At 65.1% G+C, this 17,395-nt stretch carries 16 protein-coding genes and 1 pseudogene; 5 read left to right on the top strand and 12 right to left on the bottom strand.

Annotated elements, in window-relative coordinates; translation table 11 throughout:
* Nucleotides 1-125 precede the first annotated feature (125 nt).
* The 5 genes and pseudogenes from IAE37_RS29320 to IAE37_RS27925 form a co-directional block, all read right to left on the bottom strand.
* Nucleotides 126-854, bottom strand: a complete 729-nt coding sequence (locus tag IAE37_RS29320) for a methyl-accepting chemotaxis protein (RefSeq protein ID WP_442967883.1) — start codon at nucleotides 852-854, stop codon at nucleotides 126-128.
* Nucleotides 855-983: 129 nt separating this feature from the next.
* Nucleotides 984-1,913: pseudogene (locus IAE37_RS29315) on the bottom strand (HAMP domain-containing protein); the annotation flags it as partial.
* Between the two features lie 325 nt (nucleotides 1,914-2,238).
* Nucleotides 2,239-2,643 carry a Cu(I)-responsive transcriptional regulator gene (gene cueR / locus IAE37_RS27935; protein ID WP_201178689.1) on the bottom strand — a complete coding sequence of 135 codons (405 nt, stop codon included), beginning with the start codon at nucleotides 2,641-2,643 and terminating at the stop codon, nucleotides 2,239-2,241.
* Complete coding sequence (locus IAE37_RS27930; protein ID WP_201178688.1) at nucleotides 2,640-5,039, bottom strand: heavy metal translocating P-type ATPase; 2,400 nt, start codon at nucleotides 5,037-5,039, stop codon at nucleotides 2,640-2,642. The genes cueR and IAE37_RS27930 overlap by 4 nt, the downstream gene beginning before the upstream one ends.
* 53 nt (nucleotides 5,040-5,092) lie before the next feature.
* On the bottom strand, nucleotides 5,093-5,479 hold the full coding sequence (locus IAE37_RS27925) for a hypothetical protein (RefSeq protein WP_201178687.1): 387 nt from the start codon (nucleotides 5,477-5,479) through the stop codon (nucleotides 5,093-5,095).
* Nucleotides 5,480-5,624: 145 nt separating this feature from the next.
* Between IAE37_RS27925 and IAE37_RS27920 the strand changes: the two genes are divergently transcribed.
* Together IAE37_RS27920 and IAE37_RS27915 are read left to right on the top strand one after the other, a co-directional pair.
* Nucleotides 5,625-5,822, top strand: coding sequence for a heavy-metal-associated domain-containing protein (locus IAE37_RS27920; protein ID WP_201178686.1), 198 nt, complete (start codon nucleotides 5,625-5,627; stop codon nucleotides 5,820-5,822).
* Nucleotides 5,823-5,928: 106 nt separating this feature from the next.
* Nucleotides 5,929-7,110 (top strand): multidrug effflux MFS transporter, encoded by a 1,182-nt coding sequence (locus IAE37_RS27915; protein ID WP_201178685.1) that lies wholly within the window; start codon nucleotides 5,929-5,931, stop codon nucleotides 7,108-7,110.
* On the opposite strand, the gene IAE37_RS28950 is transcribed toward IAE37_RS27915, so the two are convergent.
* The gene (locus tag IAE37_RS28950) at nucleotides 7,061-7,258 is read right to left on the bottom strand and encodes a hypothetical protein (RefSeq protein ID WP_236410215.1); all 198 of its coding nucleotides are present in this window, start codon (nucleotides 7,256-7,258) and stop codon (nucleotides 7,061-7,063) included. The genes IAE37_RS27915 and IAE37_RS28950 overlap by 50 nt on opposite strands.
* 464 nt (nucleotides 7,259-7,722) lie before the next feature.
* Between IAE37_RS28950 and IAE37_RS27910 the strand changes: the two genes are divergently transcribed.
* Nucleotides 7,723-8,427, top strand: a complete 705-nt coding sequence (locus IAE37_RS27910) for an ArsR/SmtB family transcription factor (RefSeq protein ID WP_201178684.1) — start codon at nucleotides 7,723-7,725, stop codon at nucleotides 8,425-8,427.
* 30 nt (nucleotides 8,428-8,457) lie between these two features.
* On the opposite strand, the gene IAE37_RS27905 is transcribed toward IAE37_RS27910, so the two are convergent.
* The 6 genes from IAE37_RS27905 to IAE37_RS27880 all read right to left on the bottom strand — a co-directional run bounded on the left by IAE37_RS27905 (nucleotide 8,458) and on the right by IAE37_RS27880 (nucleotide 14,282).
* Nucleotides 8,458-9,405: an adenosine deaminase gene (locus IAE37_RS27905; protein ID WP_201178683.1), complete on the bottom strand. Its 948-nt coding sequence runs from the start codon at nucleotides 9,403-9,405 to the stop codon at nucleotides 8,458-8,460.
* A gap of 84 nt (nucleotides 9,406-9,489) precedes the next feature.
* Entirely contained in the window at nucleotides 9,490-10,845 is a 1,356-nt protein-coding gene (locus IAE37_RS27900; RefSeq protein ID WP_201178682.1) for an 8-oxoguanine deaminase, read from the bottom strand.
* A 121-nt stretch (nucleotides 10,846-10,966) separates the two neighbouring features.
* Nucleotides 10,967-11,653, bottom strand: coding sequence for an SDR family oxidoreductase (locus tag IAE37_RS27895; protein ID WP_201178681.1), 687 nt, complete (start codon nucleotides 11,651-11,653; stop codon nucleotides 10,967-10,969).
* Between the two features lie 365 nt (nucleotides 11,654-12,018).
* Nucleotides 12,019-12,603: an IMPACT family protein gene (locus IAE37_RS27890; RefSeq protein WP_201178680.1), complete on the bottom strand. Its 585-nt coding sequence runs from the start codon at nucleotides 12,601-12,603 to the stop codon at nucleotides 12,019-12,021.
* Between the two features lie 9 nt (nucleotides 12,604-12,612).
* The gene (locus IAE37_RS27885) at nucleotides 12,613-13,275 is read right to left on the bottom strand and encodes a TetR/AcrR family transcriptional regulator (protein ID WP_201178679.1); all 663 of its coding nucleotides are present in this window, start codon (nucleotides 13,273-13,275) and stop codon (nucleotides 12,613-12,615) included.
* 89 nt (nucleotides 13,276-13,364) lie between these two features.
* Nucleotides 13,365-14,282 carry a LysR family transcriptional regulator gene (locus IAE37_RS27880; protein ID WP_201178678.1) on the bottom strand — a complete coding sequence of 306 codons (918 nt, stop codon included), beginning with the start codon at nucleotides 14,280-14,282 and terminating at the stop codon, nucleotides 13,365-13,367.
* A 117-nt stretch (nucleotides 14,283-14,399) separates the two neighbouring features.
* On the opposite strand from IAE37_RS27880, the gene IAE37_RS27875 reads away from it, so the two are divergent.
* The gene (locus IAE37_RS27875; protein WP_201178677.1) at nucleotides 14,400-15,746 is read left to right on the top strand and encodes an aspartate aminotransferase family protein; all 1,347 of its coding nucleotides are present in this window, start codon (nucleotides 14,400-14,402) and stop codon (nucleotides 15,744-15,746) included.
* Nucleotides 15,747-15,822: 76 nt separating this feature from the next.
* Entirely contained in the window at nucleotides 15,823-17,316 is a 1,494-nt protein-coding gene (locus IAE37_RS27870) for a CoA-acylating methylmalonate-semialdehyde dehydrogenase (RefSeq protein ID WP_201178676.1), read from the top strand.
* Nucleotides 17,317-17,395: the final 79 nt, after the last annotated feature.

The raw sequence follows: 17,395 nt of genomic DNA, 5'->3' as shown, positions 1-17,395 counted from the left end.
GGTGATGAGCTGGGGATGTGGTGGGGCGGCGGGGTGTTCGGTTTGAGGGATGTGGTGGAGCTGAAATCGAGCGCCGCCCGCGCGGCGCTCGATCTCAGCCCCACTGCACCCCTCCCGTCGAACACTCAGGTACGGAACCGCCGCACCAGCGAATCCAGCTCATTGGACAACCCCGCCAGGCTCTCTGAATCCTGGCGCGCCGCCTGGGCCAGTTCGGCCACCAGCTGCGCATCGCCATGGATCTGGCTGATGTGGCGGTTGATGTCCTCGGCCACCTGGTGCTGCTCCTCGGCCGCGGTGGCGATCTGCGTGTTCATGTCGCGGATCACGTCCACCGACTCGCGAATCTGCCCGAAGCTGTCGCGGGCCATGCCGATGCGGCTCACCGACTGCTGCGACACCTCCAGGCTGGCATGCATCTGCTCGGCCACTTCGGCGGTGCGGCTGGCCAGGTTGCCCAGCAGGCCGTCGATCTCGGCGGTGGAATCGGCGGTGCGCTTGGCCAGCGCCCGCACCTCGTCGGCGACCACGGCGAAGCCCCGGCCCTGTTCGCCGGCACGCGCCGCTTCGATGGCGGCGTTGAGCGCCAGCAGGTTGGTCTGCTCGGCGATCGAACGAATGGTGCCGAGGATCGACTGGATGGCATTGCTGTCGCGCTCCAGCTGCTGGATCGACTGGGCCGATTGTTCGATCTCCTGGCTCAGGCGGTCGACGCTGTGCACCGCCGCATCGATCTGCTGCTGGCCTTCGCGGGCCTGTTGCTGGCCGCTGTCGGCCGATTGCGCGGCCTGGCTGCAGGAGCGCGCCACCTCGTTGGCGGTGGCGACCATTTCGTGGAAGGCCGTGGACACCATGTCCACGGCTTCGCGCTGGCGCCCGGCCGCTTCGGCCATGTCGTTGGAGACCCGGGTCGAGCTGCTCGAGGTGCTGAGAATCTTGCTGGCGGCACCGCCGATGTGCTGGATCAGGCTGCGGATGGCACCGAGGAACTGGTTGAACCAGCTGGCCAGTTGCGCGGTTTCGTCACGGCCGCGTATCTCCAGGCTGCGGGTCAGGTCGCCTTCGCCCTGGGCGATGTCTTCCAGGCCGTTGGTGACGCTGTTGATCGGGCGCACGATGAGCTTGGCGAAACCGGCGCCGACCACGGCGAACAGTGCTGCCAGCACCAGCGCGATGGTGCCGATCAGCCAGGTCAGGCGGGTGGTGGTCTGCATCACCTCGCTTTGTTGGATCAGGCCGATGAAGGTCCAGCCCAGTTGCGCATCGGGGTAGACGTTGGCCATGTAGCGCACGCCGTCGATCTCGACCTCGACCAGGCCCTTGCCGGCCTTGGCCAGTGCGCTGTAGCCGCCGCCCAGGCTGTCCAGTTGCTTGAAGTTGTGGCTGGCATCGCGCGGGTCGACCATGACGTTGCCGTTGTTCTCCACCAGCATCAGGTAGCCGCTTTCACCGAGCTTGATCTGCTTGACGATCTCGGTCAGGCCCTTGAGCGACACATCGATGTTGACCACCCCGCCAGGGTTGCCCAGCTGGTTGGGCACGGCGCGCACGGTACTGACCAGCACGGCATCGTCGGCTGCCCAGTAATAGGCGCCGGTACGCACGGTCTTGCCGGGGTTGGCCATGGCCAGCTGGTACCAGGGGCGCGGGCGCGGATCGTAGTTGACGAACTTCTGCCCGGCAGGCCAGCCGACGTAGCCGCCATCGGCGACGCCGTAGGACACGTAGGCATAGCCTGGATGCGACTCGGCCAGGCGGGTGAACAGGTCGAGCAACTGGCGGTCCTGGTCGCCCAGCTCGTAGGAGGGGGTGGCGCTCATGAACTTGTTCAGGTTGCCACCTGTGCTGGCGACCAGCGGCTGGGCGGCCAGGAAGGCGACGTTCTGGTCGATGCCCTGGAAGAAGATGTTCATGGCGTTGCCGACCTGGCGGATTTCCCGGCTGCTGTTGTCGAGGAAATCGTCGCGGGCCTCGCCGCGCAGGTTGACGACCACCAGGGTGGCCACGAGGACGATGGGCAAGCCGGCGATGACGGCAAAGGCCCAGGTCAGTTTCTGTTTGATGTTCATCGACGCTCCCGGAAATTATTTTTTTCGACACGCGAGGCAGGTGTCACTGCATCGGCAGCGCCTCTGTTTGTTTGAGCGCCAACCCCCTTGTTCAGGGGGCAAAGTCGTGGGGAGAGATGATTCCGTCGCGTTTAGGCTAATACGGCATACCAAAACCTGGCTGGCAGGCTCACCGGCAGCAGTCGTTGCCGTTGGCCAGGTCCTTGAGGATCGGGCAATCGGGGCGGTCGTCGCCCTGGCAGTGGGTGATCAGTTCGCTGAGCGTGTCGCGCAGGCTGACCAGCTCCTCGATACGCTGGTTGAGCGCATCGATGTGCTGCACAGCCAGCGCCTTCACGTCGGCACTGGCGCGTTGTCGGTCCTGCCACAGGGCCAGCAGTTTGCCGACTTCCTCGAGGGAAAAACCCAGGTCGCGCGAGCGCTTGATGAACGCCAGGTTGTGCAGGTCCTGGTCCTGGTACAGGCGGTAGCCGCTGTCGCTGCGAGTGGCCGGCTGGAGCAGGCCGATGGATTCGTAGTAACGGATCATCTTGGTGCTGAGCCCGGTGCGGCGAGCGGCCTGGCCGATGTTCATGGTGCCTCCTGCGAGTGCTCGGTGGGTTTCCAGGTCTTGAGCCAGAGCGCATTGCTCACCACGCTGACGCTCGACAGCGCCATGGCGGCGCCGGCCAGCACCGGGTTGAGGTAGCCCAGTGCGGCCAGCGGGATGCCCACCAGGTTGTAGACGAATGCCCAGAAGAGGTTCTGGCGGATCTTCGCGTAGGTCTTGCGGCTGATCTCCAGGGCGGCCGGCACCAGGCGGGGGTCGCCGCGCATCAGGGTGATGCCGGCGGCCTGCATGGCGACATCGGTGCCACCGCCCATGGCGATGCCGATATCGGCGGCGGCCAGCGCCGGGGCATCGTTGATGCCGTCGCCGACCATCGCCACCACGCCATCGCGCTTGAGCGCCCCCACGGTCGCGGCCTTGTCGGCGGGCAGCACTTCGGCGTGGACGTCGTCGATACCCAACTGCTCGGCCACCACCCTGGCGCTGCCGCGGTTGTCACCGGTCAGCAGGTGGCTGCTGATGTGCCGGCCATGCAAGGCAGCGATGGCCTCCTCGGCGCCGGGCTTGAGGCTGTCGCCGAAGGCGAACAGACCGAGCACTTGCGGTTGGTCGCCGCGCTCGATCAACCACGACAAGGTACGGCCCTCAGCTTCCCAACGTTCGGCCAAGGCCGCCAGGTCACCGGCAGGCAGGTGGCTTTCGTCGAGCAGGCGGCGATTGCCCAGGGCCAGTTCGCGATGGCCCACGTTGCCGGCGATGCCGCGGCCGGCCAGGGCCTGGCTGTGCGTCACGCTGGGCACTTGCAGGCCGCGTTCGGCGCAGGCATCGAGCACCGCCTTGGCCAGCGGGTGCTCGCTGCCGCGTTGCAGGGCGCCGGCAAGCACCAGCAGTTCATCGCTGTCGCCCGATACCGCCTGGCTGTGCACCACGCGTGGGCTGCCGGAGGTGAGCGTACCGGTCTTGTCGAACACCACCCGGTTCACCGCGTGGGCACGTTCCAGGGCTTCGGCGTCCTTGATCAGGATGCCGTGGCGGGCGGCGACCCCGGTTCCGGCCATGATCGCGGCCGGCGTAGCCAGACCCAATGCGCAGGGGCAGGCGATGACCAGTACCGCGACGGCGTTGATCAAAGCGGTTTCCAGCGGTGCGCCGGACAGCCACCAACCGAGCAGGGTGACCAGCGCCAGTACCAGCACCGCCGGAACGAAGACCTGGCTGACACGGTCGACCAGCTTCTGGATCGGCGCCTTGGCCGCCTGGGCGTCCTCGACCAATCGGATGATGCGGGCCAGCACGGTCTCGGTGCCCAGTGCCCGGGTACGGACCAGCAGGCGCCCTTCGCCGTTGATCGCGCCGCCGGTGACGTTGTCGCCCGGCTGCTTGGGCACCGGCAGGCTTTCGCCGCTGATCAGCGCCTCGTCGGCATGGCTGTTGCCCTCTTCGACGCTGCCGTCCACGGGGAAGCGTTCACCGGGCTTGACCAGCACCAGGTCGCCCAGGCGCAGTTGGCTGATCGCCACGTCCTCTTCCTGGCCATCGACCACGCGCAGCGCGCGCTCCGGCCGCAGGGCCTCGAGGGCGCGGATGGCGCTGGCGGTCTGGCGCTTGGCGCGGCTTTCCAGGTACTTGCCGAGCAGTACCAGGGCAATCACCACGGCGGAGGCTTCGAAGTACAGGTGCGGTGCGTGGCCGGCGGGTGCCTGCGCCCATTGGTAGAGGCTCAAGCCGTAGCCGGCGCTGGTGCCCAGCGCCACCAGCAGGTCCATGTTGCCGGCCCCGGCGCGCACCGCCTTCCAGGCCGCCACGTAGAAGCGTGCGCCGAGGATGAACTGCACCGGGGTGGCCAGCAGCCATTGCGCCCAGGCGGGCAGCATCCAGTGCAGGCCGAACGGCTGCACCAGCATTGGCAACACCAGCGGCAGCGCCAGCAGCAAGGCAGCGGCCACCGCCAGGCGCTCGCGACGCAGGCGCCGCTGGGCATCGGCCTGCTGGTCCTGGTGGGCATGCACCAGGCTGGCGCTGTAGCCGGCCTTTTCGATGGCGGCGATCAACTGGCTGTCGTCGACCGAGGTGAGCACCTCGATGTGGGCACGTTCGCTGGCCAAGTTGACCGTGGCCTGTTCGACCCCGGCGAGCTTGCCCAGGGCGCGTTCGACGCGCCCCACGCAACTGGCGCAGGTCATGCCGCCGACCTGCAGCTCGACGGTGCGGCTCGGCACTTGGTAGCCGGCGTCGCGGACCGCGTCGAGCAAGGCGGGCAGGCTGTCGGCCGGCGCCTGGACCCGGGCACGTTCGCTGGCGAGGTTGACGCTGACCTGGTCGGCGCCGCTGACCTTGCGCAGGGCGCGTTCGACACGCCCTGCGCAGCTGGCGCAGGTCATGCCGGAAATGGGCAAGTCGAAAGTTGTGGATGCGGGCATGGCACAGCTCCTTTGTTCAGGCCCCCAGCTTCAACCTTGCCATGCGGTCAAGGTCAATAGCCCAGATTGGCTCGCTTGAGTTCGAAGCCGGCTGGGCTGACCGCGATGCGGTACTTGCTGATCTGCCCAGCGTGCAGGGTCAGGCGCGTGCTGCGCTGGTCCTCGACGCCGGGGGCGCAACCGGGGACCTGGCCGGGCAGCAGGCGCAGGCGAACATCGACCGAGCCCGGTGGCAGGTTGAAGGAGGTGGACTGCTCCTGAAACAGGCGCCCGGCGAGCTGATCGTTGAGGTAAATGCCGATTTCGCAGCTGGTGGCCACTTCCAGGCGTTCTCGGGAAATGATCAGCACGCCATAGTCTGAATTGCCCTCGGCGCTGGCGGCTGGCACGACGGCCAGTGCGCCCAGTAACCCGACAAGGCTCAATGCTGCCTTGAACATGATGAATCTCCTGCTTGCAAAAATCGTCAATGGCGCAGCTTGGCCGACCCGCGCGCGGATTTCCACCCCGGCCGTTCGCCACGGAACTTGACCTTGACCCGGTGGCAAGCTTGAAACTGTGGCAAACCCTGAAGGAGGCAACCCCATGCAAGTGTTCAACGTACAAGGCATGACCTGTGGCCATTGCGTGAAGGCCGTTACCCGTGCGGTGCAGGAGCAGGACGCCGAGGCCCGGGTCGAGGTCGACCTGGCAGGCCAGCAGGTGAAGGTGCAGAGCAGCCTGGCAGCCGACGTCCTGTTGGCCGCGATCCGCGAGGAAGGCTATCAGGCACAGCCGGTGTAGCTGGAAGGGGCTGAACACAGCCCCTTGCTCGATGCAAATGTTTTCATCCAGGTAGTGTCCACAGCAGGTAGAATGACTGATTTGCTTAGCCTGCTATGGATTCCCCATGAACCTGCGAATGGTCCTGATCCTGGGCGCACTCAGTGCGTTCGGGCCCCTGGCGATCGACTTCTACCTGCCCGCCTTCCCGGCCATGGCGCAGGCGTTCGCCACCGATGAACAACACGTGCAGACCACCTTGGCTGCCTATTTCCTGGGGCTTTCCATCGGCCAATTGGCCTATGGCCCGGTCGCCGACCGCTTTGGCCGGCGCAAGCCGCTGCTGTTCGGCGTGACGCTGTTCACCCTGGCGTCGCTGGCGTGCGCCTATGCGCCCAACCTCGATACGTTGATCGTGGCCCGCTTCGTCCAGGCGCTGGGTGGCTGCGCCGGCATGGTCCTGTCGCGGGCGATCGTCAGCGACAACTGCGACGCAGTGGGCTCTGCCAAGGTGTTCTCGCAGTTGATGCTGGTGATGGGCCTGGCACCGATCCTGGCGCCGATGCTCGGTGGCGTGCTGGTCAACCTGGCCGGTTGGCAGTCGATCTTCCTGGCCCTGAGCCTGTTCAGCGCCGCTGCCCTGCTGGCGGTGAGCCTTGGCCTGCCGGAAAGCCTGCCGGCGGATGTCCCGCGCCAGCCGCTGTCGGGGGCGTTGCGCCAGTACCTGCGCCTGGTGGGTGACCGGGTGTTCCTCGGGCATGCCGTGACCGGCGGTATCGCCATCGCGGGCATGTTCGCCTACATCGCCGGTTCGCCTTTCATTTTCATCAAGCTCTACGGCGTGCCGGCCGAGCACTTCGGCTGGCTGTTCGGGACCAATGCCGCCGGCTTCATCCTGGTCGCCCAGATCAATGCGCGGTTGTTGTCCAGGCACGGCCCGGCCTGGTTGCTGGTGCGGGCGGTGGGGGTCTACCTGGCGGCCGGGCTGGTGCTGCTGGCGGTCGCGGCCTCGCGCCCGGAGCACCTGTGGATGCTGCTGGTGCCCCTGTTCGTGTGCATCTCGAGCCTCGGTTGCATCATCCCCAATGCCTCGGCCTGCGCCATGAACGGGCAAGGGGCGAGGGCCGGCAGCGCCTCGGCGTTGATGGGCTGCGTGCAGTTCAGCGTCGCGGCAGGGGCTGCGGCGCTGGTGGGCGCGCTGCACGATGGCAGCGCCGTGCCGATGAGCCTGGTCATCAGCCTGTGCGGTGCGCTGGTGGTCAGTGTCGCGCTTCTGACCCGGCGTTTGCAGGCCACTCGCTCTGCATGAGCGGATGAGGAGCCTTCAAGCGAGTTTCGAGGGTCGCGACGAAGGCACGGGCTTCGGCCTCGTTACGGAAGTTCACCACGTGTTCATCGAGCCTTACCTGCCAGCGTGATGCGGGGCTCTGGTTCGAAGCGCTGACGACAATTTTCATCGCGGCATTCCTTCGAAAGGAGGGGGACGATGTAGTGTAGCGCCGCCCCCTTTGGCTGCCATGCACGGCGTCGACGGCCTGACTGACGGTCGGGCGGTGGTTTTCCCGTGCGGGCGCAATATCTGGAATGATGTAGATCCTTCGCTTTGACCTGCCTTATTTTCGGAAGCAGCTCGTCAGCCTTGTCGGCGGTTGTGGTTGGCTGACGGTACCCTTGCGCGTAAAGGTTCTGGGAAACCTGCCGAGGGTGGGCCTACCCTCGGCGTTTATCCCCCGATCTCCCGTTTTTTCACCTTCCAGAACGGCGCCTGGCGCGGCTTATACTGGTGCCTCGGCCAGCATCAGCGAGACAGGTTTCCCTCTTCAGGGCCTGTCGCCAACGTGCGGGGAGGGCACGCTGGCAGCGTTGGCCAGCATTGGCCACCGGAGACCCGCCGTGATCTTTCAGGGAGAGTGCAAGCATCATGAATGCAGTGAGCAGTATCAGCCAGATTGCCGGCCTGATGGCCGACCCCAAGCGCAGTGCGATGTTGTGGGCACTGATCGATGGCACGCCACGGCCCACCGACGAGATAGCCATCATGACCGGGCTGACCGCATCTTCGGCCTGTGCGCACCTTTCATTGTTGTCGTCGGCGGGCCTGCTCAGGCTCGAATCGCGTGGGCGCAAGCGTTATTTCAGGCTTGCCACGCCGCAGGTGGGTGCGGCGGTGGAGGCATTGGCCAGTGTGCAGTTGGGCAAGGTCGAGCGGCAGGCTGGCGCCGTGCAGTTGCCAATGTCGCTGCGCCGGGCGCGACGTTGTGGTGAACACCTGGGCGGCGAGCTGGCTGCCGAGCTCTATCAGCGGCTGGTGACCGCCGGTTGGCTCGAGGGCAACGAGCGCCAGCTGATGGTCAGTGAGGAGGGAAGGGCGCAACTGGCGGGCATCGGTGTCTATATCGAAGCCTTGGCACCACGCCAGCGCGGTGCATGCGTCATCTGCCACTGCAGCGAATGGAGCGACCAGGGGCCGCACCTAGGGGGTAGCGTAGGCCAGGCGCTGCTCAGGTTGTTCCTGCAGTCGGGGTGGATCCGCGAGCCCGAGGGGACCCGGGCATTGCACATCTGCGCGCTAGGCGTGCAACAGATCAACCGGATCGCCCGGGTGCCGGCATTGCAGGCTGGGTAAGCGCACAACGTCGGCCCGGCGGTGTCGGCCCTATACCAGGCGCGCGTCCAGGCTGTTCTGCGCCAGGCGGCGGGCCTGGTCCTCGGTCATACCCAGGTGGGTGTGCAGGGCGTGGAAGTTTTCGGTGACGTAGCCGCCGAAGTAGGCCGGGTCGTCGGAGTTGACCGTCACTTTCACGCCACGCTCGAGCATGTCGAGGATGTTGTGCTGGCTCATGTGGTCGAACACGCACAGCTTGGTGTTGGACAACGGGCACACCGTCAGCGGGATCTGTTCCTCGATGATGCGTTGCATCAGGCGCTCGTCCTCGATGGCGCGCACGCCATGGTCGATGCGCTTGATCTTGAGCAGGTCGAGGGCCTCCCAGATGTACTCGGGTGGGCCTTCCTCGCCGGCATGGGCGACGGCGACGAAGCCTTCGTCACGGGCGCGGTCGAACACGCGTTGGAACTTGCTCGGTGGGTGGCCCATTTCCGAGCTGTCCAGGCCGACGGCGATGAAGGCATCGCGGAACGGCAATGCCTGGTCGAGGGTCTTGTGGGCTTCGTCCTCGCTCAGGTGGCGCAAGAAACTGAGGATCAGGCCGCTGCTGATACCCAACTGTGCGCGACCGTCCTTGAGGGCCTGGTTGATGCCGTTGAGCACCACCTCGAACGGGATGCCACGGTCGGTGTGGGTTTGTGGGTCGAAGAACGGCTCGGTGTGGATGACGTTCTGCGCCTTGCAGCGCTGCAGGTAGGCCCAGGTCAGGTCGTAGAAGTCCTGCTCGGTGCGCAGCACGTCCGCGCCCTGGTAATACAGGTCGAGGAATTCCTGCAGGTTGTTGAAGGCATAGGCGCCACGCAGGGCTTCGACATCCGTCCAGGGCAGGGCAATCTTGTTGCGCTCGGCGAGGGCGAACAGCAACTCGGGTTCCAGCGAACCTTCCAGGTGCAGGTGCAGTTCGGCCTTGGGCAGGGCGTTCAACCAGTCATACATAAGTAAAGCGATCTCGAATCAGGTACGGTCAGGGGCATTCTACAGGGCCTTGCCGGACAATGCGCCCGGTAAGGCTCTACTGGCTTAGCCGGCGATCAGCTGGGCGGCGGCCTGGCGATGGTCGGCAATCAGTCCGCGCACGTCCAGGCCTTCGATCTGGCCATCCACGACCCGCCACTGGCCACCGACCATGACCCGGTCAGCACGGTCGGCGCCGCACAGCAGCAGCGCCGAGAGCGGGTCGTGGCTGCCAGAGAAGCGCAGTTCGTCGAGCTTGAACAGGGCCAGATCGGCCTGCTTCCCCGGTGCCAGCTCTCCGATATCCTGGCGCCCGAGCAGGCGCGCCGAGCCATGGGTGGCCCAGCCGAGGGCGCGCTCCGGGGTGATCTGCTCGGCGCCGTAGCGCAGGCGCTGCAGATACAGGGCCTGGCGTGCTTCGAGGATCATGTTCGAGGCATCGTTGGACGCCGAACCATCGACGCCCAGGCCCACGGGAGCGCCAGCGGCTTCCAGCTCGGCAGTGGGGCAGATGCCCGAGGCCAGGCGCATGTTCGAGCTCGGGCAATGGCAGATGCCGGTGCCTGCCGCGCCGAGGCGGGCGATTTCGTCCGGGTTGAAATGAATGCCGTGGGCCAGCCAGGTACGGGGGCCGAGCCAGCCGACGCTGTCGAGATAGTCGACGGTGCGCAGGCCGAAGCGTTGCAGGCAGAACGATTCCTCGTCGAGGGTTTCGGCCAGGTGGGTATGCAGGCGTACGTCCAGCTCATCGGCCAGGTCGGCGCTGGCGCGCATGATCTCGGGTGTGACCGAGAACGGTGAGCAGGGCGCCAGGGCGATCTGGATCTGGGCGCCGTCGCCGCGCTCGTGGTAGCTGTGGATAAGTCGCTGGCTGTCGGCGAGGATCACCTCGCCCTGCTGTACCGTCGGTTGCGGTGGCAAGCCGCCGTCGGCCTCGCCCAGGCTCATCGAGCCGCGTGTGAGCATGGCCCGCATGCCCAGCTTGCGTACTGCCTCGACCTGCACGTCGATGGCGTTGTCCAGGCCCTGGGGGAACAGGTAGTGGTGGTCGGCGGCAGTGGTGCAGCCGGACAGCAGCAGTTCGGCCAGGGCCACTTCGCTGGCCAGCGCGAGTTTGTCGGGAGTCAGGCGCGCCCACACCGGGTACAGGGTTTTCAGCCAGGGGAACAGTGGCTGGTTGACCACTGGGGCCCAGGCGCGGGTCAGGGTCTGGTAGAAGTGGTGGTGGGTATTGATCAGGCCAGGCAGTACCACGTGCTCGCGGGCGTCGAAAACCTGCTGGCAAGGGGCGCTGGGGCTCTGGCCGCTGGCCAGGAGTTCGCTGATGCGGCCATTCTCGATGACCAGGCCGCCACGGGCATCGCTGCCGTTGGCCGTGAAGATGGCAAGGGGGGACTTCAACCAGGTACGGGTCGCAGGCATGGTGCCGGCTCCTCTGAAAATGGGTTCAGGGTTAGCCAGCTCAGTGTTGCCCTGTCTGCTGATCCAGGTCCGCCACGGGGGCGAGGCATCGAGTCTACTGCCTCGCCCTGCGGCTTTCAATTCACCAGGTCAGGGCTTCGCCCTTGTAGTTGATGAAACGCAGGCCGCCCTGGCCGGCTTGGGCATTGATCTGTTCGAGCAGGCCATGGGTGCTGGTAAGCACGTCGATCTCGGCGTTTTCGCCGCCCATGTCGGTCTTGACCCAGCCAGGGTGCATGGCCAGCACGCACAGATCGGGGCGCTGCAGTTCGGTGACGAAGCTGTTGATCATCGAGTTGAGCGCGGCCTTGCTCGCCTTGTACAGGCAGAGGTCGCTGCCATCGGGAATGGCCACGCTGCCCAGTATCGAACTCATGAAGGCCAGCACGCCGCTGCCCTCGCGGACTTGGCCGACCAGGCGGCGGGCGACACGGATCGGTGCCACGGCGTTGGTCATGAACAGGTCACCGATGTCCGCGCCATCGACGCGTTCCAGGTCCTGGGGCAGGGGGCCCATGACGCCGGCGTTGACGAACACCAGGTCGAACACTTCGCCTTGCAGACGTTGTTTGAGGCCATCGAGCTGAGCAGTGTCGTTCATTTCCAGTTGTTCGAGGCGAATGCCCGGAACCTCTTTCAACGCACTGGCCTTGGCCGGGTCGCGTACGGTGGCGGTGATGTTCCAGCCCTCTTCGTGCAGGCGCTGCACCAAGCCCAGGCCGAGCCCGCGGGAGGCGCCGATGATGAGGGCAGTTCGGGAAGTTGCCATGGGAACGTTCCTTGATCGGTGAGGTAAGGGGGATTCAGGATAAAGCACGCTCGAGGGGGCTGCCCGTTTTGCTGTTGTACAAAAAGTAATCAAGCCTGGTAGAGCCTGACCGGGCGGGCGCTTCGCTTGTTGGCTAACGGGTTATCCACAGGCTGTTCCACAGTAAATGTGTGAAAGCCTTGCTCGCAACGCCCTACCGGGCGTCGTTCGTGTGGATAAGAATGCTCGATCCATCAGCGGGTTGGCGCATTCGTAACACCTGATCAAAAAATGTTCAATGTCCTGCAGGCCTTGATATGACGGGCGTGTGTAAGAGTGCCCCAAGCTTATCCACAGGCAGGCCCACAGTAGTTGTGAGCAAACGTTCAACAAGCTTGCAGGATGATCCGCCCGCGGCTGAGGTCGGCCAGTTGCTGCTGCAGCGCAGCCAGGTGCGCCTCGCCCAGGGCGATGGTCAGGTCGACGCCGTTGGCAGTGAACTGCTCGTCCAGTACCAGGCCGTCCACGTCAGCCAGGCGCAGCTTGAGCAGCGCCAGCTCGCTGAAACTGCAGCTGCAGGTGAACTCGCTACGCTGCACCAGCAGGCGTTTCGGTGCTTGTTGCAGGCATTTGTTGGCACCGCCGCCATAGGCTCGGGCCAAGCCGCCGGTGCCTAGCTGGATGCCGCCGTACCAGCGAATCACCAGGACCACCACCTGGTCGCAGTCCTGCGCTTCGATGGCCGCGAGGATGGGACGCCCGGCAGTACCACCCGGCTCGCCGTCGTCATTGCTGCGGTACTGCGTGCCGAGTTTCCAGGCCCAGCAGTTGTGGGTGGCGGCGAGGTCGCTGTGGCGCTCGATGAAGCTCATGGCCTCGGCGGCGCTGTTGATCGGGCCGGCGAGGGTGATGAAGCGGCTCTTGCGGATTTCCTCGCGAAATTCGCAGAGGTCTAGCAGGGTAGAAGGCATAGATGGCTGTCAGGCGCTCGGCTGGATGCCGCACCCCTTGAGAATGATGTGGATAAGATTGTTGCTGGCGTCTTCCATGTCTTGCTTGGTCAGGCGGCTGCGGCCGGTGACCTGGCAGATCTGGGTGGCGAAGTCGGCGTAGTGCTGGGTGCTGCCCCAGAGCAGGAAAATCAGGTGCACCGGGTCGACCGGGTCCATCTTGCCCGCCGCGATCCAGGCCTCGAACACGGCGGCACGGCCACGGAACCACTCGCGGTAGTCGGCGCTGAAGTACTCGGTCAGGCAACTGCCGCCGCTGATCACTTCCATGGCGAAGATCCGCGAGGCCTGCGGGTTGCGTCGGGAGAATTCCATCTTGGTGCGGATATAGCTGCTCAGCGCCTCGGCAGGGTCGTCCTCGACGCTCAAGGCGTTGAAGGTGCTGTCCCACAACTCGATGATGTTGCTGAGCACGGCGATATACAGGCCCAGCTTGTTGGTGAAGTAATAATGCAGGTTGGCCTTGGGCAGCCCGGCCTTCACCGCGATGGTATTCATGCTGGTGCCCTTGAAGCCGTGGCGGGCGAACTCGTCTTCGGCGGCCTGGATGATGGCCTGTTCGTTCTTCTGGCGGATGCGGCCGGCGGGCTTGCCCGAGGCGGATAGGCGGTGCGCAGGGACTTCAAGGGTCATGGACGATTCCGTAGCGGCGGTAATAACGGATGTCGGACAAGATTACCTGCCTGTGCACAAGTGACAAGCATTAGCGTCACGGACAGGCATCAGCGTGTCGCGGCCAGGCTATCGAGGAAGCTTTCCAGCACCAGGTTCGGCCGCCGACCTTTACGCGTGACCCAGCTCAGGCCCAGGTCATAGAAGCGCTGGCCGGGCTTGAGCGCGCGCAACCGGCCCTGCTGGACCCAGAACGTGGCGTAGTGGTCGGGCAGGTAGCCGATGTAGCGCCCGGTCAGGATCAGGAACGCCATGCCTTCGCGGTCCGAGGCACTGGCCGTGCAGTTGAGTGCCTGGTAGTGCGCCTGGATATCGGCGGGCAGGCGGAAGGTGGGGGCGATGGCTTCCTGGCTATTGAGGCGGGCGTCGTCCAGTTGCTGGTCGTCGGCATAGAACAAGGGGTGGCCGACGGCGCAGTAGAGCAATGAGCGCTCGCTGTACAACGGCTGGTACTCGAGGCCCGAGAGCGGGCTGGTCTGTGGGACCACGCCGACGTGCAGGCTGCCGTCCAGCACACCTTGCTCGACCTGGCTGGGCGCGATCATGCGGATCTGGATGCGCACCTCCGGCCCGCGGTCCTTGAGTTCGGCCAGTGCATGGGTGATGCGCATGTGCGGCAGGGTGACCAGGTTGTCGGTCAGGCCGATGTTGAGCTCGCCGCGCAGGTGCTGGTGCAGCCCGTTGACCTCGGTGCGGAAGCTTTCCAGGGCGCTCAACAGCTGCAGCGCCGAATGGTACACCTCGCGGCCTTCCTCGGTCAGCGAGAAACCGGCGCGGCCGCGCTGGCAGAGGCGCAGGCCCAGGCGCTGCTCCAGGTCGTTCATCTGCTGGCTGATGGCCGAGCGGCCGATGCCCAGCACGTTCTCGGCGGCCGAGAAGCCGCCGCACTCGACTACGCTTCGGTAGATCTTCAACAAGCGGATGTCGAAATCGCTGACTTGCGCGAGGGGGTCTGGGCGTCGGCTCATTGTTTAGTCCGGAACTACCTGAAGATTAGAAATGCAGGGTTTTCCAGACTTTATCCGCGTGCCAATTTAGCTGCAACAACATCCATCGTTGCCTAATCGTCTTTCGAGGAACCGCCGATGAACCAGCCCGTAAACGCCCCTATTGGGCTCGCCAGCCAGCTCAAGCTGGATGCCCACTGGATGCCCTACACCGCCAACCGCAATTTCCAGCGCGACCCACGGCTGATCGTTGCCGCCGAAGGCAACTACCTGGTCGATGACAAGGGGCGCAGGATCTTCGACGCGCTGTCGGGGCTGTGGACCTGCGGCGCCGGGCATACCCGCAAGGAAATCACTGAGGCGGTGGCCCGTCAGGTCGGTACCCTGGATTACTCCCCGGCCTTCCAGTTCGGCCATCCGCTGTCGTTCCAGCTGGCCGAGAAGATCGCCGAGCTGACCCCGGGCGATCTCAACCACGTCTTCTACACCAACTCCGGTTCCGAGTGTGCCGACACCGCGCTGAAGATGGTGCGTGCCTACTGGCGCCTGAAAGGCCAGGCGACCAAGACCAAGATCATTGGCCGTGCCCGTGGCTACCATGGCGTGAACATCGCCGGTACCAGCCTGGGTGGCGTCAATGGCAACCGCAAGATGTTCGGCCAGTTGCTCGATGTCGATCACCTGCCGCACACCGTGTTGCCGGTCAACGCGTTCTCCAAGGGGCTGCCGGAAGAAGGCGGCATCGCCCTGGCCGACGAAATGCTCAAGCTCATCGAGCTGCATGACGCCTCGAACATCGCCGCGGTGATCGTCGAGCCGCTGGCAGGCTCGGCGGGTGTATTGCCGCCGCCCAAGGGTTACCTCAAGCGTCTGCGCGAGATCTGCACCCAGCACAACATCCTGTTGATCTTCGACGAGGTCATCACCGGCTTCGGTCGCATGGGGGCCATGACCGGTGCCGAAGCCTTCGGTGTCACCCCGGATCTGATGTGCATCGCCAAGCAGGTTACCAACGGCGCCATTCCGATGGGCGCAGTGATCGCCAGCAGCGAGATCTACCAGACTTTCATGAACCAGCCGACCCCCGAGTACGCCGTGGAATTCCCGCACGGCTATACCTACTCGGCGCACCCGGTGGCGTGCGCCGCAGGCATCGCCGCGCTGGACCTGCTGCAGAAGGAAAGCCTGGTGCAGTCGGCCGCCGAGCTGGCGCCGCACTTCGAGAAGCTGCTGCACGGCGTCAAGGGCACCAAGAACGTGGTCGACATTCGCAACTACGGCCTGGCCGGCGCGATCCAGATCGCGGCCCGTGACGGCGACGCCATCGTACGGCCGTACGAGGCCGCCATGAAACTGTGGCAGGCGGGCTTCTACGTGCGCTTCGGTGGCGACACCTTGCAGTTCGGCCCGACCTTCAACACCCAGCCGCAGGAACTGGACCGCCTGTTCGATGCGGTCGGCGAAGCGCTGAACCAGATCGCCTGACCTCCGGGTCTTGTCTGGCAGGCCCGCGACCGCTTCGCGGGCCTGCCTCACCCCCTCTTTATATATGGAGTCCCGCATGAGCATTGTTCAGCACCTGATCCACGGCGAGCTGGTCAGCAAGGGCGAACGTACCGCCGATGTTTTCAACCCCTCTACCGGCCAGGCGGTGCGCAAGGTCGAACTGGCCAGCCGGGCCACGGTCCAGGAGGCTATCGACTCGGCCAAGGCGGCATTCCCTGCCTGGCGCAACACCCCGCCGGCCAAACGTGCTCAGGTGATGTTCCGCTTCAAGCAACTGCTGGAGCAGAACGAAGCCCGTATTTCGCAGATGATCAGTGAAGAGCATGGCAAGACCCTGGAAGATGCTGCCGGCGAACTGAAACGTGGTATCGAGAACGTCGAGTTCGCCTGCGCCGCCCCCGAGGTGCTCAAGGGTGAGTACAGCCGCAACGTCGGCCCGAACATCGATGCCTGGTCCGACTTCCAGCCGCTGGGCGTTGTGGCGGGCATCACCCCGTTCAACTTCCCGGCCATGGTGCCGCTGTGGATGTACCCATTGGCGATCGCCTGCGGTAACGCGTTCATCCTCAAGCCATCCGAGCGTGATCCGAGCTCGACGCTGTTCATCGCCCAACTGCTGCTGGAGGCCGGCCTGCCCAAGGGCATCCTCAACGTGGTGCACGGTGACAAGGAAGCGGTGGATGCCCTGATCGAGGCACCGGAGGTCAAGGCTTTGAGCTTCGTGGGCTCGACCCCGATCGCCGAATACATCTATGCCGAGGGCACCAAGCGCGGCAAGCGCGTGCAGGCGTTGGGTGGAGCCAAGAACCATGCGGTGCTGATGCCGGATGCTGACCTGGACAACGCGGTCAGTGCGCTGATGGGCGCGGCGTACGGTTCGTGCGGTGAGCGTTGCATGGCGATTTCGGTGGCGGTGTGCGTGGGTGACCAGGTAGCCGATGCGTTGATCGCCAAGCTGGAGCCGCAGATCAAGGCGCTGAAGATCGGCGCGGGCACTTCGTGCGGCCTGGACATGGGGCCGCTGGTAACCGCGGCGGCCCGTGACAAAGTTGTGGGCTATATCGATGACGGCCTGGCCGCAGGTGCCAAGCTGGTGGTGGATGGCCGAGGCTTCCGGGTCGCGGGTAATGAGGATGGTTATTTCGTGGGCGGCACGTTGTTCGATAACGTCACCCCGGAAATGCGCATCTATAAAGAAGAGATCTTCGGGCCGGTGCTGTGCGTGGTGCGGGTGAACAGCCTCGAGCAGGCCATGCAACTGATCAACGACCATGAGTATGGCAATGGCACCTGCATCTTTACCCGTGATGGTGAGGCGGCGCGGCTGTTCTGCGACGAGATCGAGGTGGGCATGGTCGGGGTCAACGTGCCGCTGCCGGTGCCGGTGGCTTATCACAGCTTCGGTGGCTGGAAGCGGTCGCTGTTTGGCGACCTGCATGCCTATGGCCCGGATGGCGTGCGCTTCTATACCCGTCGCAAGGCCATCACCCAGCGTTGGCCGCAACGGGCGAGCCATGAGGCGTCGCAGTTTGCGTTCCCTAGCCTGTAAGGTGGGATGAGAAGCGGGGGGGGGGGGGGGGGGCCCCCCGGGTTTTTTTTGTTTTTTTGTGGGGGGGGTTTGATAGGGG

Origin of the sequence: Pseudomonas sp. S31, assembly GCF_016648105.1 — a bacterium.
Classification (GTDB): Bacteria; Pseudomonadota; Gammaproteobacteria; order Pseudomonadales; family Pseudomonadaceae; genus Aquipseudomonas.
Note: the sequence above shows the minus strand (reverse complement) of the source record. Positions and strands in the feature narration are given on the sequence as shown.